We start from the raw sequence: 22,334 nt of genomic DNA on the forward strand, positions 1-22,334 counted from the left end.
TTGCAATCTGGAAAGGATGTTGCTTTTCAGTCGCTCTTTTCTGTCATTTATGGCATGCTTACGCCCTTGGCCGCGGCGCCCAGTTTGGCCGCGCGCGTACCGATCAACCGACACGACCAGCCCCGATATCGCCATGAAACTCCACGCCAGCAGCACCCAACAATACCAGACTGTCACCGGCTATGACGAAAACGGCGTCGAGATCAATGCCCAGCCGTACAACTACAGCCTGATCGTCATGCCGGAAACGCCGCCACGCGCGTGGGAAGTCACCAGTTTCGAAGAATTGACCGAGGCGCATTTCGCGCAAATCCTGGCCGACTCTCCCGACGTGGTCATCCTCGGCACGGGCGAACGCCAGCGCTTCGTGCATCCGAAACTGACGGCCGCGCTGACCATGCGCCGCATCGGCGTCGAATGCATGGATAGCCAGGCCGCCTGCCGCACCTACAATATCCTCATGGGCGAAGGCCGCAAAGTCACGCTGGCCCTGATCCTGGCCCCGGCCGCAGGCAAGGCCGCATGAAAATCAATGTCAACGAACTGCACTCGTCGCGAGTGCTGATGTGGTCCCTGCTGGGCATCTTCATCGTCGTCACCCTGTATGCGCTGGGCGTGCGCACCCTGGTGCCGCCCGACGAGGGCCGCTACGCCGAGATGGCGCGCGAAATGTTCGTCACGGGCGACTGGATCACCACGCGCCTGAACGGCATCAAGTACTTTGAAAAACCGCCGCTGCAAACGTGGATGAATGCGCTGACCTTCGCCGCCTTCGGCCTGGGCGAGTGGCAGGCACGCCTGTGGACTGGCCTGTGCGGCATCATCGGCGTGTGCATGACAGCCTACGCGGGCAAGAAAGTGTTCGGCCCGCGCGTGGGCCTGTATGCGGGCCTGGTGCTGGCGTCGAGCCTGTTCTGGCTCGCTTCAGGCCAGATCAATTCGCTGGACATGGGCCTGTCGGGCATGATGACCCTCACCATGGGCAGCTTGCTGATCGCCCAGCGCGACGACGCCACGGCGATCGAGCGGCGCAATTGGATGCTGGCCTGCTGGGCCGCCATGGCGCTGGCCGTGCTGGCCAAGGGCCTGATCGGCATCGTGCTGCCGGGCGCCGTGCTGGTGCTGTATTCGCTGTGCGCGCGCGACTGGCGCATCTGGACCCGTTTGCATCTGGTCAAGGGCTTGCTGGTGTTCTTTGCCATCGCCACGCCGTGGTTCGTGCTGGTCGCCCTGCGCAATCCGGAACAGCCGCATTTCTTCTTCATCCACGAGCATTTCCAGCGTTTCCTGATGAAGGGCCACAAGCGCGAAGGCGCCTGGTACTACTTCCTCGTGCTGCTCATTCCCGGCATCCTGCCATGGATAGGCGTGCTGCCGCAAAGCCTGGCCGCCGCTTTCAAGCGCCAGGAAGGCGCCTTCCAGCCCCGCCTGATGCTGCTGATCTGGGCCGTCTTCATTTTCTTCTTCTTCAGCTATTCGACCTCGAAACTGCCCGGCTATATCGTGCCCATCTTCCCCGCGCTGGCCTTGCTGGTGGCGCTCTACCTGGAATCGGCATCGCGCCGCCAGCGCCTGTTGGCCGCCGGCCTGCTGTGCGTACTGGGCGCGGCCATCCTGATCGGCGGACCGATCGCCTTCAGCAAGGCCAGCGCACGCGACGCGGATGCCCTGGTCGCGCTCAAAGGCTACCAGCCCTGGCTGATGGCGGCCGGTTTCTTCGCCCTGGCCGGCGGCGCCCTGGCCTTGCTGCATGCACGCCAGCTGCGCCGCGACATGACGGTGCTGACGATTGCCGGCGCCGGCTTCCTGGCCACGCACTGCATCCTGGCCGGCTCCGAACTGTATGGCCAGAACCGCGCGGGCACCGACATGCTGCCGCAGATCCAGGCCGAACTGACGGCCGATACCAAGCTCTATTCGGTCGGCATCTATGAACAGTCGCTGACGTATTACCTGCAACGGCCCGTGATCCTCGTCGATTACTGGGATGAGTTTACGTTTGGCCTGAAACAGCAGCCGGAACTGTCCATCCCGAGCATCGAGACTTTCATCACGCAATGGACGAACGATGCTAATGCCGGCGTGCGCGACATGGCCATTATCAGCCTGAACCGTTACAAGGAATTGCAACAACGTGGCGTGCCCATGCGTGTTATCGCCGAAGATGCGCGCCGCATGGTCATTGCCAACAAATAGTGTTTAACTGGGGCGCGAGGCAGCACGGATCGCGCCCCCGGCCAGCTTGCCCCGCCCCCGCAGCGGCAGGAACTTTTCACTGCTGAACTGGCTGCGCCGCCATACTGACGATATAAAATAGCCATGCCTGCCGGCCGCGTTTGAGCGCACGGCAGCCTTGGCGACACCGATACCCTGACACCATACCGACCCAAGAGCCGCACCCCATGACCTCTACCCTGCCCTTTTTGCCATTTTCCAAACCCACCATCGACGAAGCGACCATCGCCGCCGTCGGCGAAGTGCTGCGCTCGGGCTGGATCACCAGCGGCCCGAAAGTGCAGGCTTTCGAAGCCCAGCTGTCCGAGTATTTCGGCGGGCGTCCCGTGCGCACCTTCAATTCGGGCACGTGCACCATGGAAATCGCGCTACGCATCGCCGGCATCGGCCCCGGCGACGAAGTCATCACCACGCCCGTGTCGTGGGTAGCGACGGCCAACGTCATCATCGAAGTGGGCGCCACGCCCGTGTTTGCCGACATCGACCCCGTCACGCGCAATATCGACCTCGACAAACTGGAAGCGGCCATCACCCCGCGTACGAAAGCCATCATCCCCGTCTACCTGTCCGGCTTGCCCGTCGACATGGACCGCCTGTACGCGATTGCTGAAAAATACAATCTGCGGGTCGTGGAAGACGCGGCGCAAGCGTTCGGCTCCACGTGGAAGGGCAAGCGCATCGGCGCGTTTGGCGACTTCGTCTCGTTCAGCTTCCAGGCCAACAAGAACATCACCACGGGCGAAGGCGGCTGCCTCGTCCTGAACAACCTGGAAGAAGCGAAGCTGGCCGAGAAATACCGGCTGCAGGGCGTGACGCGCAGCGGCGTCGATGGCATCGATGTCGATGTGCTGGGCGGCAAATACAACATGAGCGACATCATGGCCGCCATCGGCCTGGGCCAGTTCGCCAATATCGACGCCATCACAGCCCACCGCCGCGCGCTGGCGCGCCATTACTTTGAGCAATTCGGCAGCGACTTCGAAGCACTGAGCGGCGCCCAGCTGCCCGTGCAGGACTTTGAAAACAGCAACTGGCACCTGTTCCAGATTATCCTGCCCGATAACGGCCCCGGCACGCGCGCCGCGTTCATGCAGCAAATGGCACAACAAAACGTGGGAACGGGCTATCATTACGCACCGATCCACCTGTTTACCATGTACCGCGAACGCGGCTTTACCGAGGGCATGTTCCCTGTCTCGGAAAAGATCGGCCGCCTGACCGTGACCTTGCCGATGTTCTACGCCATGACGACACAGGACGTGGAACGCGCCGTCGCCACCGTCAAATCCATTCTCATCAAATGAGCAGCGCGCCGATGAAACCTGAACTGTCCGTTATCATTCCGATCTACAACGAGCAGGATGGCCTGGCCAGCCTGTTCGCGCGCCTGTATCCGGCCCTCGATGCCCTGCAGACAAGCTACGAGATCATCTTCATCAACGATGGCAGCCGCGACAATTCGGTGGCCATCCTGGCGGAACAGTTCCGCCAGCGCCCCGACGTTACGCGCGTCGTCCTGTTCAACGGTAATTATGGCCAGCACATGGCCATCCTGGCCGGTTTTGAAGCGTCGCGCGGGCAGATCATGGTCACGCTCGACGCCGACCTGCAGAATCCGCCCGAAGAAATCGGCAACCTCGTGGCAAAGATGCGCGAAGGCTACGATTACGTGGGTTCGATCCGGCGCAAGCGGCAAGATTCCGCCTGGCGCACCCTGGCCTCGAAGATGATGAACCGGCTGCGCGAGCGCATCACCAACATCAAGATCACGGACCAGGGCAATATGCTGCGCGCCTACGGCCGCAACGTGATCGACCTGGTCAACCAGTGCGCCGAAGTCAACACCTTCGTCCCCGCCCTGGCCTACACGTTTGCCCGCAAGCCCACGGAAATCACCGTCGAGCACGAGGAACGGGCAGCCGGCGAATCGAAATATTCGCTGTACAGCCTGATCCGTCTCAATTTCGACCTGGTCACGGGCTTTTCGCTGATCCCCCTGCAAATTTTCTCGATGCTGGGCATGCTGCTGTCGCTCAGTTCGGCCGGGCTGGTGATCTATCTGCTGGCGCGCCGCTTCCTGTTCGGCGCCGAGGCGCAGGGCGTGTTTACCCTGTTCGCCATCGCCTTCTTCCTGATGGGCGTGATCCTGTTCGGCATCGGCCTCGTGGGCGAATACGTGGGGCGCATCTTCCAGCAAGTACGTGCCCGTCCCCGCTACGTGGTGCAAACCATCTTGCAGGACGGCATGGTCCAGGCGGAAGCCGAGGCGCCATCATATGTGCGCCTGGAAAAACGCCAGGTGGGCCGCTGATGGGCGCCCCGCGCGCCGTCGTCTTCGGCTACCACAATGTGGGCGTTCGCTGCATCAAGGTGCTGCTGGCCGGCGGCGTCGATATCGCCCTCGTCGTCACGCACGAAGACAGCCCCACGGAAAACCTGTGGTTCGAATCCGTCGCCAGCCTGTGCCAGGCTGAAGGCATCCCCTACATCACGCCATCGGACGCGCGCGCGCCCGAGCTGCTGGCGCAGGTGCAGGCGGCAACACCGGACATGCTGTTCAGCTTTTACTACCGCCACATGCTGCCGGCCAGCATTCTGGAAGTCGCGCCTGCCTACAATATGCACGGTTCGCTGCTGCCGCGGTTCCGCGGCCGCGCACCGGTCAACTGGGCCGTGCTGCATGGCGCCCCGCAAACGGGCGCCACCCTGCATGAAATGACGGTCAAGCCGGACGCCGGCGCCATCGTCGCGCAAACGGCCGTGCCCATCCTGCCCGACGACACGGCTTTCGAAGTCTTCGGCAAGGTCACCGTGGCGGCGGAGCAAACCTTGTGGAACGTGCTGCCGGCCTTGCTGGACGGCACGGCGCCGCGCCAGCTCAACGATTTGCGCCAGGGCGGCTACTTCGGCGGACGCACGCCGGAAGACGGCCGCATCGACTGGAAGTTACCGGCGCAGCAGGTGTACAACCTGCACCGGGCCGTCGCGCCGCCCTATCCCGGCGCGTTCACCGAAGTCAACAATGTTATTTACACCATCGAAACAGCCCGTTTAAGCAAGCATTCAGCAGGAAGTTTGCCACCGGGCTTGGCGGTAGTGGATAATTGCATCTTTGGCGTCTGCGGAGACGGCCACATGCTGGCCATTTCCGCGCTGAGGGCTGCCGGGGAGCCGGTTTCGGCTCAGCAATTGCAAGCAAGTCTGACCACCCGCGTCAGCACACACTGATATCACACAAGAGAATCTCACATGAAAAAAGTCCTCATCTTAGGCGTCAACGGCTTCATCGGCCACCACCTGTCCAAGCGCATCCTGGAAACCACCGACTGGCATGTCTACGGCATGGACATGAACACGGACCGCATCACGGAATTGCTGGAAGATGACAACTACAAGTCGCGCATGCACTTCTTTGAAGGCGACATCACGATCAACAAGGAATGGGTCGAGTACCACGTCAAGAAATGCGACGTGATCCTGCCGCTGGTGGCCATCGCCACGCCTTCGACCTACGTCAAGCAGCCGTTGCGCGTCTTCGAACTGGACTTCGAAGCCAACCTGCCTATCGTCCGCTCGGCCGCCAAGTACGGCAAGCACCTGGTCTTCCCGTCGACCTCGGAAGTGTATGGCATGTGCCATGACGAGGAATTCGATCCGGAAAATTCGGAACTGATCTGCGGCCCGATCAACAAGCCGCGCTGGATCTATTCGAACGCCAAGCAGCTGATGGACCGCGTGATCTGGGGCTACGGCATGGAAGGCTTGAACTTCACCCTGTTCCGTCCATTCAACTGGATCGGTGCGGGCCTGGACTCGATCCACACGCCAAAAGAAGGCTCATCGCGCGTGGTGACGCAATTCTTCGGCCATATCGTGCGCGGCGAAAACATCTCGCTGGTCGACGGCGGCGCGCAAAAACGCGCGTTCACCTACATCGACGACGGCATCGATGCACTGATGCGCATCATCGCCAACAAGAACGGCATCGCCAGCGGCAAGATCTACAACATTGGCAATCCGACCAATAACTATTCGATCCGCGACCTGGCCGGCATGATGCTGACCCTGGCCGCCGAGTACCCGGAATACGCCGAAGGTGCGAAACACGTGAACATCGTGGAAACGACCTCGGGCGCCTACTACGGTGCCGGCTACCAGGACGTGCAAAACCGCGTGCCGAAAATCACGAATACCTGCGAAGAGCTGGGCTGGGCACCGACCACCACCATGGCCGATTCCCTGCGCAATATTTTCGATGCCTACCGCAGCCAGGTAGCCCAAGCCAAAGCCCTGATGGATTAATGTTGAGCAAGCCGTTCCTGACCCTGAAAATCGACGTCGATACCTATCGCGGCACCCGTGAAGGCATGGGCAATCTGGTGCGCATGCTGACCGCGCACCAGGCCAAGGCCACCTTTCTGTTCTCGCTGGGTCCAGACCACACGGGCTGGGCTTTGCGGCGCGCCTTGCGGCCCGGCTTTTTCAGCAAGGTGTCGCGCACGTCGGTAGTCGAGCACTACGGCTTGAAAACATTGATGTACGGCACCTTGCTGCCGGGACCCGATATCGGCAAGCAATGCGCGGCGCAATTGCGCGCCGTGCGCGATGCCGGTTTCGAGTGCGGCATCCACACCTGGGATCACACCCTGTGGCAAGACAACGTGGCCAAGCGCAACGCTGCCTGGACCATCAACATGATGCGCAAGGCCGCCAACCGCTACGAACAGGTGTTTGGCGCCAAGCCGCACACGCACGGCGCGGCCGGCTGGCAAATGAACGTCAGCGCCTTTGTCGAGCACGACACGGCCGGCTATCGCTTTGCCTCCGATGGCCGCGCCATGCTCGACGCGCGCGGCGCCATGGCGCAGCCGTCGCAAGGCCCGCACCGCGTGCGCAACGGCAACACCATCCTGCAATGCGTGCAACTGCCCACCACGCTGCCCACCCTGGATGAATTGCTGGGCTGTGAAATCGACGGCAAACTGATCACCACCGGCAATGTTGCCGCGCATATATTGTCGCTGACAGCGGATAATCCCCGCGATCACGTGTATACCTTGCATGCGGAACTTGAAGGACAGAAACTTGCCCCCATTTTCGAACAACTGCTGGCTGGCTGGAAAGCCCAGGGCTACCAGTTTGCAGCGATGGGCGATTATTATGAAAAGATAAAAGAGTCGGACTTGCCCGTTTGCCCCATCACCTGGGATGAGTTGCCAGGGCGTTCGGGACGCCTGATTGTGCAGGGCAAAGCGGCCTGAATGCTGTATTGTTGCACCTGGATGCGTTGCCAGATTAAAAACCAGCGCTGATGATCACCGTTCAGGAGAGAACCTGTGGCTGATAGCCAATCCCTCGTTAGCATACCCGACTTTAGCGCCGCCATGACCAGCGGCAAAACCTTTCAGTTGCTGGGCCGCCCGGCCAAGGCCACCGTGCTGTTTTTCTATCCGAAGGACAACACCCCTGGCTGCACCACGGAAAACATCGCTTTCCGCGATGCGTATCCGCAATTCGTCGCCGCCGGCGTGGAAATCTATGGCATCAGCCGCGATTCCCTGCGCTCGCACGAAAGCTTCAAGGCCAAGCTCGAGCTGCCATTCGAGCTCATTTCCGACCCGGACGAAGCCGTTTGCCTGCTGTTTAACGTCATGAAGATGAAACAGATGTACGGCAAGACGGTCCGCGGCGTCGAGCGCAGTACGTTTGTGATTGACGCCCAGGGCCGATTGGTGAAAGAATGGAGAGGCGTGAAGGTCGCAACTCACGTGGAAGAAGTGCTGGAATTCGTAGCGCATCTGAATTGATCGTCCATGTTGATCCAATGCGTGTTGTCGGCTTCCAGCGAGCCTGGTTCAACCGCAGTTCAGTTCACGGTACCTATCGCCATTTTGAGTCAACGAAGCGCCTCCATCCACTCCGCCAGGCGGGCCAGCAGCCCGCCGATGGCGTCCATGACCGGCCATGCTGCCGGCCTTCCGGCAGTTTCTCGTCCTGTAGCATTGTTGTTCCCCTCGCATCCCCCCATGAGAAGTGCCGCCAGAAGCTGGCTGCCCATGGGAGATTCATTCCAGAAATTTTTTGATTGAGATCCTGATGCCACTGCCAAAATTACCGAGCAAGCCAGCCACCATCCTGGCCACCCAAGATTACCCAACCGCAGGCGCAGCGCGCCCGGCCACCAAAACCCCGGCAGCCAAGAAAGTGGCTGCACCGATCATTGAAACGGCGATCACCGAAGTTGCCAAACCGGTCCGCAATGCGGCCACGAAGATCAAGCAAGTGGCGGCCCTGATGGTCGCCAAGCCAGCAGCGCCTGCACCTGCGCCTGTTGCGGCCACGCCTGCCGCCGTTGCTGCGCCCGCAGCGAAAGCCAAGCCGGCCGCAAAAGGCAAGGTCACGCCGATCAAGCCCCTCAAGCAAGCCGAGCAACCGCATCCGGCCAAGCACAAGCCTGTGGAAGTGCAGCTCAAGTCGTCCGCCAGCCGCGCCGCCGACCAGCGCGGCATCAGCAAGCTGTTCGTGCTCGACACGAACGTGCTGATGCATGATCCATCGTCGCTGTTCCGCTTCGAGGAACACGACGTGTACCTGCCGATGATGACCCTGGAAGAGCTGGACAACCATAAAAAGGGCATGACGGAAGTGGCGCGCAATGCACGCCAGGTCTCGCGCACCTTGGACGCCCTGATCAGCAACACGGACGACGACGCCATCGAACACGGCATCCTGCTGTCCAAGCTGGGCAACAAGGATGCCAAGGGCCGCCTGTTCTTCCAGACGCGTTTGCAAAGCGCCGATTTGCCGGCTGGCTTGCCAGTGGGCAAGGCCGACAACCAGATCCTCGCCGTCGTGCGCTCGCTGGAATCGGAACAGGAAGGCCGCCCTGTCGTCTTGGTGTCGAAAGACATCAACATGCGCATCAAGGCGCGCGCCCTGGGCTTGCCGGCCGAAGATTACTTCAACGACCATGTGCTGGAAGACACGGACTTGCTGTATTCGGGCATCGTGCAATTGCCGGACGACTTCTGGAACAAGCATGGCAAGGACATGGAATCGTGGCAGGAAAGCAAGAACGGCTACAGCTCCACGTTCTACCGCGTGACGGGCCCGTTCATTCCTTCCTTGCTGGTCAACCAGTTTATCTATCTGGAACCGAAAAACGGCGAAACGCCGTTCTATGGCCAGGTGAAACAGATCAACGGCAAGACGGCCGTGCTGCAAACCCTGCGCGACTTCAGCCACACAAAGAACAATGTGTGGGGCGTGACGGCGCGCAACCGCGAACAGAATTTCGCGCTGAACTTGCTGATGAATCCGGAATGCGACTTCGTCACCCTGCTGGGCCAGGCCGGTACCGGCAAGACCCTGCTGGCCCTGGCCGCCGGCCTGGCGCAAGTGCTGGAAACCAAGCTCTACAACGAGATCATCGTCACCCGCGTCACGGTGCCGGTGGGCGAAGACATCGGCTTCCTGCCAGGCACGGAAGAAGAAAAGATGTCGCCATGGATGGGCGCTTTCGACGACAACCTGGAAGTGCTGAACAAGTCCGACTCCGATGGCGGCGAATGGGGCCGTGCGGCAACGCAAGACCTGATCCGCTCGCGCATCAAGATCAAGTCGCTCAACTTCATGCGCGGCCGCACGTTCGTCAACAAGTTCCTCATCATCGATGAAGCGCAGAACTTGACGCCGAAACAAGTCAAGACCCTCGTCACGCGCGCCGGTCCCGGCACGAAGATCCTGTGCCTGGGCAACATCGCACAGATCGACACGCCCTACCTGACGGAAGGCTCGAGCGGCCTGACCTATGTGGTCGACCGCTTCAAGGGCTGGACCCACAGCGGCCACGTCACCCTGGCCCGCGGCGAGCGTTCGCGCCTGGCCGACCACGCCAGCGAAGTGCTGTAAATTGTGGCGGGCGGCGCCAGCCGCCCAGTTATTCGAAGCCCCGGCTGCAGCGATGCGACCGGGGCTTTTTTCTTGCTGACAGGCTTATATGCTGTCTTGCTGGCTGAGCTCGAACACCTCACCATTTTTCTGCAGCAAGCCGCGCAGCAGCAGATCATCGATGCGAGCACGGATGGTGTCGCGCAACTGCGGGCTGGTGGCCTTAAAACCAAATAGGCGTGCCACGTACTGAGCAATTTCAACTAATCCTGCGCCATAGTTTTTCTGTAGCGTATCAAGGATCGCCACGTCGATTTCCTGCGGCGGCAACATGTCGGGTTTTCGAAGGGTGTCGGAAACAACGGCGCCGCGGTCACGGATGCTGATAATGGTATCGGCCATGCTCAAAAAGCGCTCCGTCATGATCATGCCATCGAAGCGTATGGCAGCATGGATGGCGCGTTCCACCGCTGCCTGGATGCGCGCGCCGGTACGTTTCAAGCCCCACGCAGCGCGCAGACGCACAACGACTTCATCAACATGCACGGGACCTTCCAGGCTAACGATCTGCTTGACCAAGTCGCTCAAGGCCGCTACCGGCATCTCATGCAGCTCATCGGCATAGGCAGGTTTGGCAGGGATCGCTTCGACATAGGCCGCCGGCCTGTTTTGCCCATTCCTTTCCAAGCCAATCTCGGCATGATCTTCTCGCTCCACGGTCACTACCGACACGCCCGGCTTGCGCTCCTGCCTCCCATGAAGTTCAGCGCGCGCTGCCAGCTCGGTCTTTGCGGCATCAATGGCCATCAGCAGGCGCTGCAACTCATTATTGGGTCTCTGGAACCAGTCGAGTCCCCAAATACGGTGAATGATCCAACCATGGTCTTCCAGCACGGCTTGTCGCAAGCGATCGCGATCACGCGCCGAGCGCGAGCTATGGTAAGACTCGCCATCGCATTCGATGCCCAGCAGATAGCGACCCGGATGCTGGGCGTCGGCAATACCCAGATCGATAAAAAACCCGGCGATGCCGACTTGCGGATGTACCTCGTAACCGCAAGCCTTAACGGCATCGGCCACCTGTATTTCAAACGGACTGTCATATTCGCGCCCGGATACACGCGACAAGCCCAGCCTGCCCGTGCGCGCGAAATGCAAGAACAGCTTGAAGGCCACTACACCCCGCCCCTTGGCACGTTCGAGATCGATATCTTCATCGGTAATCGAGGCAAACACTTCGCAGCGGCGCTTGGCACGACTGATCAGCACATTGAGGCGCCGCTCACCACCTTCTGCACTCAGTGGGCCGAAGCGCATGGCCATGTAGCCAAGCTTGTTGCGACCGTAGCCAACCGAGATAAAAATCACATCCCGTTCGTCGCCCTGCACGTTTTCCAGGTTCTTGATGAAAAACGGCTCGCTGGCATGCTGCTGAAAAAAGGGCTCCACGTCCTGATGCTCGCGGCGTAATAACTCCAGTTCATCCTGGATGGCTCGCCGCTGCTTGACCGAAAAAGTCGCCACACCCAACGAATGTTCCGGTGAGTTGCGCGCATGATCGATAATAGCCCCGGCAATGACCCTAGCCTCTTCCGCATTGGTGCCAGTGTTACCGGAATCAAATACGCCGTTAGCTACGTGATGAAACTGTAAGCCCATGCCCGCCTCTTGGGTGTAGGGACTGGGCACGATAAACAGCTTGTTTTCATAGAACTGGCTGTTCGATACAGCGATTAAGGACTGATGTCGGCTACGGTAATGCCAGCGCAGCATGCGTTGCGGCAAGCCACGTGCAGTAAACAGCCCCAGGATGCTCTCAATATCGGAGACTTGTGCATCATCGTCACCGTCTTCATCGGGCTCGGCGCTGGTCATCTTGGAAAAGAACTTGGTTGGTGGCAATTGCCGCTCGTCACCCACCACAACCACTTGACGCGAGCGTGCAATGGCCCCCAGCGCATCCACAGGCTGGATCTGGCTGGCCTCGTCCATCACCAGCAAATCAAAACTGAGTTGCCCGGGAGGCAGGAACTGGGCTACCGATAGCGGACTCATCATAAATACCGGCTTGAGCGCCTGGATTGCGGGTGCAGCGCGCTGCATCAAGCGGCGTATCGGCATATGCCCCTTACGTTTGGCCATTTCGCCGCGCAGCACACCCAAGGGGCCGATCGCACCGCCTCCCTGCGGGATGCGACGGTGGTGTGCTTGCACCACTTCCAGACTGGATGCTGCAATGCGCTGGCGGTCCATCTGCGTAAAATCTGCCGCCAGGCGGCTATGGAGGTGCCCGTCAAAATGGGCCAGCGCCTCGTCGCTGCGTACTTGATCAGCAAAAAGCGCTTCGAAATACGCCATTGTGAACGTGCGCATGGCATCCCTAGGAATCAGCGTGCCAGCTTCCAGTTGCGTGACAATTTCACCGATACCCAACTGGCGTGCCTTGGAACAGCGGTCGCGGTAGATCACCCACTTCGACAACTCTTCGGAAAATTCAATCCACACCGCCATACGTCCAAGCAAGGCAAAGGCGGGCAAATCCAAGATAGCCGGCACCTGAAACAGCTTGTCGTTATTGGTACATAACTCGCTATAGAGTTCGTCGAGTTCACTCACGAACTTGTCCTGCGCAGCTTCAAGCTCTAACGCACGATGTAGCGGCGCGGCGCGATTATCGTGGCGCGCAACCATATGGCGCAGTCTAGACTTGGACGCCATCCACACCGTGCTGATGCGCAAACTCTCCCAGTCGGACAATGAACCCTGCCAATGCGCCCCAAACGCAGCTCGGCCCAGTTCGCTACCCGCATCAATATCTCGGCGTAGTTGCTGCGCTTCGATCAACAAGTCAAGGCGCGCAATCTTGTCTGAAAGGTCAAGCGGTACATGTGGCATCACAGCCTGGCAGCCGGTCTGACAAAACGCAAGCCGAGACACTTGCCCGACCACAGTCTCAAGGGCGGAGGCCTCCACGCTAGCCCATTCACGAAAAGCGGGTTCGTCTTTCCAGCCGTTGAACCACATCGCGTCTAACAGAGGCCGGATTTCCTGCAGCAGGCTCTCCAGCAGTGCAGCCCGACGGCTAATTTCCGAGCGGTCCGGCAACTTGCTGGCAATAATTCGCGGCTGCGCTCCCAAACCACGCAAGCTGCGCATCCATTCCACCAGCGCCAGCAAAGGCGCCGCGCGCGATTGGCCACCCTTCCAGTCGGCACCAAACGCACCGCTGCCAAATGTATTGCTTAACTCAATCCGCTCCAGCAGTTTTCTCGCTTCGCCCAGATGGTCGAGAATTTCCAGCTGTTCGGGCAGCGCTGTGTCCGGATTGCGCAACAGGCCCTTGACCTGCTTGCTAGCCGCGCGCCACTCGCTGCTGACGAAACGCAGCAGGCTGTCACCGTGGACGGCCAGCGTCTGGCGCGCCCCAGACAGATCAAGCTGCCAGGCATCGCTGCTAATTTTTCCTTCCAGCCGCGCCTGTAAGCCTTCCAGCGCCACCACGCATTGCGCCAGATCGGCAGCCTGTTCCACGCCTTGATCCCATACTGTCGAAACAAACACCTCGGGGCTGACATCAGGTGCCGTCGCCACTTTCTGTGCCGTCAATACCAAACGGTTGATCTCACTGTAGCTTGCCATTTGGCTGCCGGCATCGACACCGAGCAATCGGCTTAGCAAAGCAACTTCGCCATCGAGCCTACTAAACAGCGTTTGCAAGGCCACCGCCCGTTCGAAGGCCTGTGCGTTCGCGTACTGCGGCAAGCCGGCCAGTTGCTGGCGCAAGTCAAGCACTTCAATCTCCCACGCGTCGGCATGGATTTCGCCCGCAAGAGCAGCCTGCAAACGTTGCAATTGGATGCCATCGTCGATCAAAGCCATCAGGGCATTCGACTGCTCGCTCCATTCTGGCGCTCGCAGGGCTTCGTTGGCCAGCATGGGCGCCGCAGCAACGTCGCGCGCCAGCGCCACCAGATAGGAAAAGTCGCGCAGCACCGCCGGTGCCACCGTATCGAGCGACATGGCCAGCTCTGCCTGTTGTTCAGCAAGCTCCTTGCAGCGCGCACGCATGGCCGTGATACGCGACACTAGGCGCTCCACGTCATTGGGAAGTATCATCTTGAGCGCCACGCCGCGCCATGGATGGTCGCCCGGCTCACCAATGTCAACGATGCGCTGCGCCAATTCTTCAACCACTGCCAAGCGCTGCTGCACCTCGTCGGGCGACCAGCTTTCAGGCTGCTGCAAACGGATGTCCACCGGCTTGACATGTTCCAGACGTAATTTGCTCAATTCGCCGATCACTTGATAGGGCGTGAGCTGGGCAACCGAGTGCCGCAGGTGCAAGCGTGCACTGTGTGCGTTGAGTTGATCGCGCGCCACCAGCAATCGGTTGTTCAAGGTGGTGGCCGCATCGCCCTTGGGTGAGCCTAGTTCAGACGTACGGCGCAGCTCATCGAGAAACATTTTCTTGTTAGCTTTATTACTGTGCAATTCAATACAGGCATCGCCAACGCCAGCTTGGTCCAGTCGCCGCTTGACCACCTCGAGGGCGGCCATTTTCTCCGCTACGAACAGTACCGTCTTGCCATCGGCAATCGCCGACGCGATGACATTAGCAATGGTTTGAGATTTGCCAGTACCGGGCGGTCCTTGGATCACCAAGTTACGGCCAGCGCGCACATCGTGCACGGCCAGCGTTTGCGAACTGTCGCAATCGACGATATGCAACAACTCGGCCGGCGCGATATATTCGTCTAAGTTGGCGTCTTCAGGAATGGTTGATGCACCGGCAGCAAAACCATCGGATAACAATCCACGCATCAAAGGCTGATTCGTCAGCCCGCCTTCCGGCCACATGGCGGGGTCGAGGTCGCGGTACATCAGGAATTTGGAAAATGAAAAGAAACCGAGCACGATATCGTCGGCATCGACTACCCAGCCTTCTTTCGACTGCACAGCATCCCTGACGGCGTTGATGTAGGCCATGGGATCGAATTCATCGCCAGCTTCATATGCGGGCATTTTTAAATGGTGCACGCGCTCCAGAAAGGCTTCAAGCGACAGATTCGATGAATGCTCTTCCTGGCGCCATTTCAATTTGAATTGCTCTGCAGCGTTGCCCCTTTCCAAGCTGACGGGAATCAGGATCAGCGGCGCGTATCGCACATTCTTCGCATTCAACGGATCGAGCCATTTCAAGGTACCGAGCGCCAAGAACAAGATATTGACGCCCTGCTCCTCCTCCAATGTACGTGCATCGAGATACATGTCAAGCAGGCGCTTCTGCAGCCCCTTGGCAGTGAGTCTGGTTTGCAGGCGCGTATCGGCATGCCGGTTCAAAACACCGCGCGCGTCGACACTGTCATCATGGGCTGGCGCCAATTCCGCGATTTCATCACCGTTAGCGTTAGCGTCCGTATTATCAAGGTCAATCTTGCTTGCAGCCCTCCCAGGCAAAAAGTTAAATGGACGACTTTCGGATACCATCAATCGAAATATCTCGCTCGACTTCTCATCAACCACATCAATGGTTCGTGCAGTGGTAGAGGAGCGTGGAATATTCAGCAAGCGGTTACGTGCAGTCAAGTCCAGCAACTCCGTACGAGCACGCTCTAGCTTTGCGTCTGCAGACAGGCTGCCTTGCAGAAAATCTGATTCAAAAGCTGGAGAAACTATATCCGAATCATTCATTATTGCCTCACTACTTCATCATTAATCTGGGACTACTGAATTTTCACGTACAACTTTACTCCCTAAAGGTCATAGACGAGCTTAAAGCAGGCGGAATAGTACTGAATTTATGTCAGGTCAATAAAGATAGTTGCCAACCAGATACGGTTAAAGTTATTTTCAACATCCATCAAGGGGTAAATTTCGGACTATCGAGCGTATTGATTTCTTTTGGCATGTTCTAATGTCGCCCCCTGTCCTTCAAAATATCAGCAATGTCACCGGCCATTCAATTCTTTCTAGCTGCTGCTCTCTTCATGCTCATCCACATTTCCATCATGGCCATGTGCGCCCGCGCATTCGGCATCACCGTGCGCAGCGTCAGCTATGGCGTGGGCCCGACTTTGCTGACCTGGGGGGAAGTGCACGTCAAGCTGCTGCCCCTGGGCGGCAATGTGGTGCTGAAGGATACGCGCGAGGAAACCTTGTATGACGATGATCGCTGCCTGGACGCCTATAACTTCCAGCCGCTGTGGAAGCAGGTGCTGCTGCCATTGAGCGGAGTGGGAGTGCTGCTGGCCTTGTCGCTGGGCATCCTGGGAGCCTCGGGCTGGGAGCGCTTTGTCGCTACCTTCGGACAAATCATCCACGGCGCGCTGGCGCCGTTGTCGACGGCGCAGGCATTGCTGGGGGATGGAGCAAGCTTTGCCCGCACGCACGGCTTTGCGCTCGTGTTCGCCCTGTTCTCATTGAAACTGTGCGCGTTCAACCTGCTGCCGTTTGCCGGCTTGAACGGGGGCCAGGCGCTGCTGGCCATCGCGCGCGGCGGCAAGCCGTATGTGGCGTGGGAAGAGACGGCAGCAAAATGGCTGTTGCTGCCGGGGCTGGCGGTTTTGCTGGCGTGGGTGGCGGCGTTCGGCTGGTATGGCTGGAAAATCATGACTGCCTAGGCCGCTGACGCTATTATTTTTTGGACACTTGTCGTATGCTCGCACCACTGTCTTGACACTCGGCAAAGGAGCTGGCATTTTCTCATTCGACACTTGCGGCAAACGCCTGGCCCTGTGGGCCATTCGCGCCTACCAGCGCTACCTGTCCCCATGGAAGGGGTTTTCCTGCGCCTACCGCGTGCTGACGGGGCGCGACAGCTGCTCCGCCTATGGCTACCGGGTGATTGAACGTCATGGCTTGCGCACGGGCCTGCCCCTGTTGCAACGCCGCTTGCGCGCCTGCGGCGAACGGCATCGCCAACACCTCGCGCTGCATCCGCAGGCACGGCGCAGCGGCAGACATCTGGCCCAGGCGGGATTTTGCGATTGCGACATTCCCTCGCCGGACTGCCACCATTGTTCCTGCAACCCATGCGACTTGCTCGATTGCGACTGGCCCCGACGGAAAAAGAAACAGTAATTTCAGTAGTTATATGATTTAAATTACAAATGAAATATTCATTCATGAAATGAATAATGCCCATTATCACTATGAATTGGCCTGAAGCGAAGCGGCGGCCTATACTCAAGCCGTCTCCCCTACTCTGCTTCCCATGCACACCCAGCTCAGCCCGCATATATCGCGGGCTTTTTGTTCCCGGCCATTGCCGTTCCGTCTTACCCCTTTTAACCATCACCGGGCGCGCCGTTCCCCGCCAGCCCGCTCCCAAACCGGGAGCACAACATGATCGTGCGCGAGCGTCCATCGGCGCTGCGGCTGTTCCTCGTGGTACGCGGTTCCGTCCTGCCGCGCATCCGCATCACGCTCATCGTCAACACCCTGATCGCCACGCTCGTCACCTGGTGCCACGGCACCCTGTTCGACCACAAGGTGATCCTCACGACCATCCCGTTTACCCTGATCGGCTTGCCGCTGGCCATCTTCCTGGGCTTTCGCAACACGGCCGCCTACGACCGCTACTGGGAAGCGCGCAAGCTGTGGGGCGAACTGGTCTTGCGCAGCCGTAATTTCTCGCGCCAGTGCCAGACGATGATACGCGGCGACACGCCGGCCCACGCCAGGCTGGGCCTGGAAGACGTGCGCGTGCGCATGATTTACCGCACCATCGCCTTTTGCCACGCCTTGCGCCACCAGCTGCGCGACACGCGCGGGCCGACCGACTTGCAGCCGCTGCTGCGCCCGGCCGAATGGGACGCGGCCTGCAAGGCGGCGAACCCGTCCGACTACCTGATGCTGCAGATGGGCCACGACCTGGCCGACTGCGTCCGGCAGGGCCGTATCGACAGCATCCTGGCCACGCAGATCGATAACACGGTCTCGGCCATGGTGGCGGCCGGTGCTTCGTGCGAACGCATCCGCAGCACGCCGATTCCGTTTTCGTATTCGCTGCTGCTGCACCGCACAGCCTACCTGTACTGTTTCCTGCTGCCCTTCGGCCTCGTCGATTCGCTCGGATTCATGACGCCGTTCGTCGTCGCCATCGTCGCCTACACCTTCTTTGGCCTCGACGCGCTCGGTGACGAGATCGAGGAACCGTTCGGCGAGGATGCCAACGATCTGCCGCTGTCGGCCATGTGCCGCGCCATCGACATCAGCTTGCGCGAATCCGTGCAGGACGACAAGGTGCCGCCGGCCATGCAAGCCGTCGATTTCCTGCTGAATTGATCCGTAGGGCAGCTTTCCCCTTGACCTTACCATCGGGGTAAGGCTTACAGTGGACACACTTAACCATTGAAGGAGTGCTTGCCATGTATCAGTTACAAGTTGAAAACATGAGCTGCGGCCATTGCGTCGGCTCGGTCACGAAAGCGGTGCAAGCCATCGATCCGCAAGCCCAGGTGCAGATCGACCTGGCCAGCAAACGCGTCACGGTGGAATCGCCCGCCGAACTGGGCGCCATCAGCGCGGCCATCGTGGAGGCGGGCTTTCCCGTCACCAGCGCGCAATAACAGCCACAGCAGCGTCACGACAGCCGGCCATTGCGCCGGCTGTTTTTTTATCCGTCCAGCTCGGGATAATGGCGGAAGATGCCGTCCTCATTGAAGGCGATTCTGCGCTTCGATTTCAGGTAGCGGGCGATGTTTGGCCGCGCCGCCACAACATCGTGCAGGTCGGACAAGGCGGGATATTCAGGCGCCAGACGCGCCATGGCTTGCGGAAAGGCATAACGCAAGCCGGCCAGCATCTGAAACAGCGACAGATCGCCATACGTGAGCCTGGCGCCCACCAGATACTGGCCGCGGCTGTTCAGCAACACTTGCGTGAAATAATCGAGAAACTTGGTTAAGCGCGTGGCACGGAAATCCGCGCTGCGCAGCATGGCCGCCTGCTTTTGCTCTTCGTAATATTGATTCATCGACAGCGGATGGTGCGTGTCATGCACTTCCGTCAGCCAGTCGGCCATCGTCAGCTGCAGCTGGTTCAGCCACAAACGGCCGCTTTCCGCGCGCGGCGCCAGCCCCAGGCGCCGGCCCAGGTAGAACAGGATATTCGTCGTCTGGCCGATCAGCAGCTCGCCATCGCGCAGCACGGGCGGCGCGTAGGCGGCCTGTGGCGTGCTGCCGCCGTCGAGGCAGGCCAGCATCGCGGGAACGCCTTGTCCCTTGCGCTCAGGCAAACGGGCGATGTCGTGGTACTCGGCGCCCGCCTCTTCCAGGGCCAGCCGGATGAATTCGCCACGCCCCTGTATCGTGGGCCAGTAGTACAGTTCATACGCCATATGCACCTCCGTTGGCTTACATCAAGGGCAACATGCTTTCGCTTCCTTGTCGCCGGCCAGCCCCAGGCTTTGCAGGATGGGGCAATCAGGCTTGTCGTCGCCGTGGCACGATTGCGCCAGGTGGGCCAGGGTATCGCGCATTTCCGTCAGTTCGGCGATCCGCTGATTCAAGTCCGCCACGTGGGCCAGGGCGATGCCTTTTACGTCCGCGCTGGCGCGCTGATCGTTTTGCCACAGCGACAGCAGTTCGCGGATCTGCTCGAGCGAAAAACCCAGGCCCCGCCCGCGCTTGATGAAACGCAGCGCGTGCAAGTCGTTCGGCGTGTAGATGCGGTAACCGGCGTCGCTGCGCGCGCTGGGTTTTAACAAAGTAATGCTTTCATAGTAGCGTATCATTTTTGCCGATACGCCCGTTTCGCTTGCCGCCTGGCCGATATTCATCCTATGACTCCTTGGTATGCGCACTGCGGGCTTTCCAGCGGCGCAGCAACAGGGCATTGCTGATCACGCTGACCGAACTGAAGGCCATCGCCGCGCCCGCCACCATGGGGTTGAGCAGGCCGAAGGCGGCCAGCGGAATGCCGATCAGGTTATAAATGAAGGCCCAGAACAGATTCTGCCGTATCTTGCTGTACGTGCGGCGCGAGATATCGATGGCATCCGCCACCAGGGCCGGATCGCCGCGCATCAGGGTGATGCCGGCCGCATGCATGGCCACGTCCGTGCCCGTCGACATGGCGATGCCCACGTCGGCGGCCGCCAGCGCGGGCGCGTCGTTGATGCCGTCGCCCACCATGGCCACTTTCGCGCCCTCGCCTTTCAGCGCGACGATTTTAGCGGTTTTATCGGCCGGCAGCATTTTCGCCGCCACCGTGTCGATGCCCAGCAGCTTGCCGACGGCGTCCGCGCTACCCTGATTATCTCCTGTCAACATCACCGTCTGGATGCCTAGGCTGTGCAGTTGGGCGATGGCCGCCTGCGCGTTCGGCTTGACCTGGTCGGAAAAGGCGAACAGACCCAACAGTTCCTTGCCCGAAGCCAGCCACGAGATCGTGTTGCCCGTGTTTTCCAGCGACAAGGCCTGTTCCGCCAGCGGCGCCATGTCCACGTTCAACTCCTGCATCAACCGCGTGCTGCCCAGTTTCAATTCCAGGCCATCGACGTGGGCCGCCAGGCCGCGGCCTGGCAAGGCCGACAGTCCCGTGGCTGGCAACGGTTCGATGTGGCGCGCCGCCGCCGCGTCCAGCACGGCCGTCGCCAGGCTGTGCTCGCTCCCACGCTGGATGCTGGCCGCCAGCTGCAACAGCCGTGCATCGTCGATGCCGTGCGCATGCAGGGCCGCCAGCGCAGGTTTGCCCACCGTCAGGGTGCCCGTCTTGTCGAACACGACGGTATTGACGGCGTGCGCCACTTCCAGCGCTTCCGCATCCTTGATCAGGATGCCGTAGCGGGCAGCCACGCCCGTGCCGGCCATGATGGCCGTCGGCGTGGCCAGGCCCAGCGCGCAAGGGCAGGCGATGACCAGCACGGCCACGGCGTTGATAATGGCATTCTCCAGCTCGCCCGTAGCAAACCACCAGCCCAGCATGGTCAGCAGCGCCAGCACCAGCACCACGGGAACAAAGATCGCGCTGACCTTGTCGACCAGGTGCTGGATCGGCGCCTTGGCCGCCTGGGCATCTTCCACCAGGCGGATGATGCGCGACAAGGTCGTCTCGCCACCCACCGCTTGCGTGCGCACCAGCAATAAACCATCGGCATTGATGGCGCCGCCCGTGACCTTGTCGCCCGGATGCTTATCGACCGGCAAGCTTTCTCCCGTGATCAGCGACTCATTGATCTGGCTGGCGCCCTCCACCACCACGCCATCGACGGCCACCCGCTCGCCGGGACGGATGACCACCAGGTCGCCCACTTTTACTTGTTCCACGGGCAAGTCGATTTCCACGCCGTCGCGGCGCACGCGGGCCGATTCCGGACGCAAGACTTGCAGCGCGCGTATGGCCGAGGCCGTCTGGCGCTTGGCGCGGCTTTCCAGCCATTTGCCCAACAACACCAAAGTGATGACGACGGCCGATGCTTCAAAGTACAGGTGCGGCAGCATTTCGCCCGCCGTCAGCCATTGGTAGACGGACAAGCCATACGCGGCGCTCGTCCCCAGCGCGACGAGCAGATCCATATTGCCGCTGCCGGAGCGGGCCGCCTTCCAGCCCGCCTTGTAGAAGCGCGCGCCAAAGTAGAACTGCACGGGCGTGGCCAGCGCGAATTGCAGCCAGCCTGGCAACATCAGATGGATGCCGGCCCATTCGAGCAGCATCGGCAGCATCAAGGGAAAAGCCAGCACGGCCGCGAACGCCACTTTCATGCCGTCGCGGTTGGGTGCGGCAGCGAGCGCGCTGGCCTGGCTGGCGGCGGGCACGGTGGCTGCATAGCCGGCCTTGTCGATGGCGGCGATCAGGGTGCCCGCTTCCAGGCCACCCGTCACCTTGATGCGCGCGCTTTCCGTCGCCAGGTTGACGCTGGCGCCCAGCACGCCCGGCACCTTCAGCAGGGCTTTTTCCACCCGGCCCACGCAAGAGGCGCACGTCATGCCGGCGACGTTCAGGTCGATCTCGCGCTGCGCCACGCTATAGCCGGCCTTTTCCACGGCTGCCTGCAAGGTGGCCAGTGGAATCGGCGTGTCGGAACTGATTTTGGCCACTTCGGTGGCCAGGTTGACGCTGGCCTGGGTCACGCCGGGCACGGCGGCCAGGGCCTTTTCCACGCGGCCCACGCACGAGGCGCAGCTCATGCCTTCGATGGCCAGCGCCTGCGCATGCGCGGCGGCGGGAGGGGAAGTGGCGGGAGCGAGTGCACTCTGGTTCATGGC

The 22,334-nt window shown here is 60.4% G+C and carries 17 protein-coding genes; 13 read left to right on the forward strand and 4 right to left on the reverse strand.

All coding sequences use genetic code 11. The features are described 5' to 3' along the window. Positions 1-133: 133 nt before the first annotated feature. The 9 genes from KO538_RS03755 (at position 134) to KO538_RS03795 (ending at position 10,146) form a co-directional block, all read left to right on the forward strand. Positions 134-526 (forward strand): Mth938-like domain-containing protein, encoded by a 393-nt coding sequence (locus KO538_RS03755; RefSeq protein ID WP_070305185.1) that lies wholly within the window; start codon positions 134-136, stop codon positions 524-526. After that, entirely contained in the window at positions 523-2,196 is a 1,674-nt protein-coding gene (locus tag KO538_RS03760; protein ID WP_219327491.1) for a glycosyltransferase family 39 protein, read from the forward strand. Before KO538_RS03755 ends, KO538_RS03760 begins: the two co-directional genes overlap by 4 nt. Before the next feature lie 206 nt (positions 2,197-2,402). Then, positions 2,403-3,539, forward strand: coding sequence for a DegT/DnrJ/EryC1/StrS aminotransferase family protein (locus tag KO538_RS03765; protein WP_219327492.1), 1,137 nt, complete (start codon positions 2,403-2,405; stop codon positions 3,537-3,539). Between the two features lie 11 nt (positions 3,540-3,550). Beyond that, positions 3,551-4,546: a glycosyltransferase gene (locus tag KO538_RS03770; protein ID WP_092711297.1), complete on the forward strand. Its 996-nt coding sequence runs from the start codon at positions 3,551-3,553 to the stop codon at positions 4,544-4,546. Then, positions 4,546-5,463 (forward strand): formyltransferase, encoded by a 918-nt coding sequence (locus KO538_RS03775; RefSeq protein ID WP_219327493.1) that lies wholly within the window; start codon positions 4,546-4,548, stop codon positions 5,461-5,463. The genes KO538_RS03770 and KO538_RS03775 overlap by 1 nt, the downstream gene beginning before the upstream one ends. Before the next feature lie 21 nt (positions 5,464-5,484). Next, positions 5,485-6,537 (forward strand): bifunctional UDP-4-keto-pentose/UDP-xylose synthase, encoded by a 1,053-nt coding sequence (locus KO538_RS03780; RefSeq protein ID WP_034750441.1) that lies wholly within the window; start codon positions 5,485-5,487, stop codon positions 6,535-6,537. Beyond that, positions 6,537-7,496 carry a polysaccharide deacetylase family protein gene (locus tag KO538_RS03785; protein ID WP_219327494.1) on the forward strand — a complete coding sequence of 320 codons (960 nt, stop codon included), beginning with the start codon at positions 6,537-6,539 and terminating at the stop codon, positions 7,494-7,496. Before KO538_RS03780 ends, KO538_RS03785 begins: the two co-directional genes overlap by 1 nt. A 75-nt stretch (positions 7,497-7,571) precedes the next feature. Beyond that, entirely contained in the window at positions 7,572-8,042 is a 471-nt protein-coding gene (locus KO538_RS03790) for a peroxiredoxin (RefSeq protein ID WP_034750445.1), read from the forward strand. 289 nt (positions 8,043-8,331) lie between these two features. After that, on the forward strand, positions 8,332-10,146 hold the full coding sequence (locus KO538_RS03795; protein ID WP_219327495.1) for a PhoH family protein: 1,815 nt from the start codon (positions 8,332-8,334) through the stop codon (positions 10,144-10,146). 84 nt (positions 10,147-10,230) lie between these two features. Here the strand turns inward: KO538_RS03795 and KO538_RS03800 are convergent, their stop codons facing one another. Next, positions 10,231-15,816 (reverse strand): DUF3320 domain-containing protein, encoded by a 5,586-nt coding sequence (locus KO538_RS03800; RefSeq protein WP_219327496.1) that lies wholly within the window; start codon positions 15,814-15,816, stop codon positions 10,231-10,233. 296 nt (positions 15,817-16,112) lie between these two features. Here KO538_RS03800 and KO538_RS03805 point away from each other — a divergent pair, with 296 nt between their 5' ends. The 4 genes from KO538_RS03805 (at position 16,113) to KO538_RS03820 (ending at position 18,695) form a co-directional block, all read left to right on the forward strand. Next, positions 16,113-16,745, forward strand: coding sequence for a site-2 protease family protein (locus KO538_RS03805; RefSeq protein WP_219327497.1), 633 nt, complete (start codon positions 16,113-16,115; stop codon positions 16,743-16,745). Between the two features lie 52 nt (positions 16,746-16,797). After that, the gene (gene yidD, locus KO538_RS03810; RefSeq protein WP_257620145.1) at positions 16,798-17,205 is read left to right on the forward strand and encodes a membrane protein insertion efficiency factor YidD; all 408 of its coding nucleotides are present in this window, start codon (positions 16,798-16,800) and stop codon (positions 17,203-17,205) included. A 264-nt stretch (positions 17,206-17,469) separates the two neighbouring features. After that, the gene (locus KO538_RS03815; protein ID WP_219327498.1) at positions 17,470-18,411 is read left to right on the forward strand and encodes a bestrophin family protein; all 942 of its coding nucleotides are present in this window, start codon (positions 17,470-17,472) and stop codon (positions 18,409-18,411) included. An 83-nt stretch (positions 18,412-18,494) separates the two neighbouring features. Further along, positions 18,495-18,695, forward strand: a complete 201-nt coding sequence (locus tag KO538_RS03820) for a heavy-metal-associated domain-containing protein (RefSeq protein WP_034750458.1) — start codon at positions 18,495-18,497, stop codon at positions 18,693-18,695. Between the two features lie 47 nt (positions 18,696-18,742). Here the strand turns inward: KO538_RS03820 and KO538_RS03825 are convergent, their stop codons facing one another. The 3 genes from KO538_RS03825 to KO538_RS03835 are packed head-to-tail and all read right to left on the reverse strand — an operon-like array spanning position 18,743 to position 22,331. Beyond that, positions 18,743-19,465, reverse strand: a complete 723-nt coding sequence (locus KO538_RS03825) for a glutathione S-transferase (protein WP_219327499.1) — start codon at positions 19,463-19,465, stop codon at positions 18,743-18,745. A gap of 21 nt (positions 19,466-19,486) precedes the next feature. Further along, positions 19,487-19,906: a Cu(I)-responsive transcriptional regulator gene (gene cueR, locus KO538_RS03830; protein WP_034750463.1), complete on the reverse strand. Its 420-nt coding sequence runs from the start codon at positions 19,904-19,906 to the stop codon at positions 19,487-19,489. 1 nt (position 19,907) lies between these two features. Then, positions 19,908-22,331: a heavy metal translocating P-type ATPase gene (locus tag KO538_RS03835; RefSeq protein ID WP_219327500.1), complete on the reverse strand. Its 2,424-nt coding sequence runs from the start codon at positions 22,329-22,331 to the stop codon at positions 19,908-19,910. Positions 22,332-22,334: the final 3 nt, after the last annotated feature.

The organism is Janthinobacterium sp. NKUCC08_JDC, from assembly GCF_019345575.1.
Classification (GTDB): Bacteria; Pseudomonadota; Gammaproteobacteria; order Burkholderiales; family Burkholderiaceae_D; genus Janthinobacterium; species Janthinobacterium aestuarii.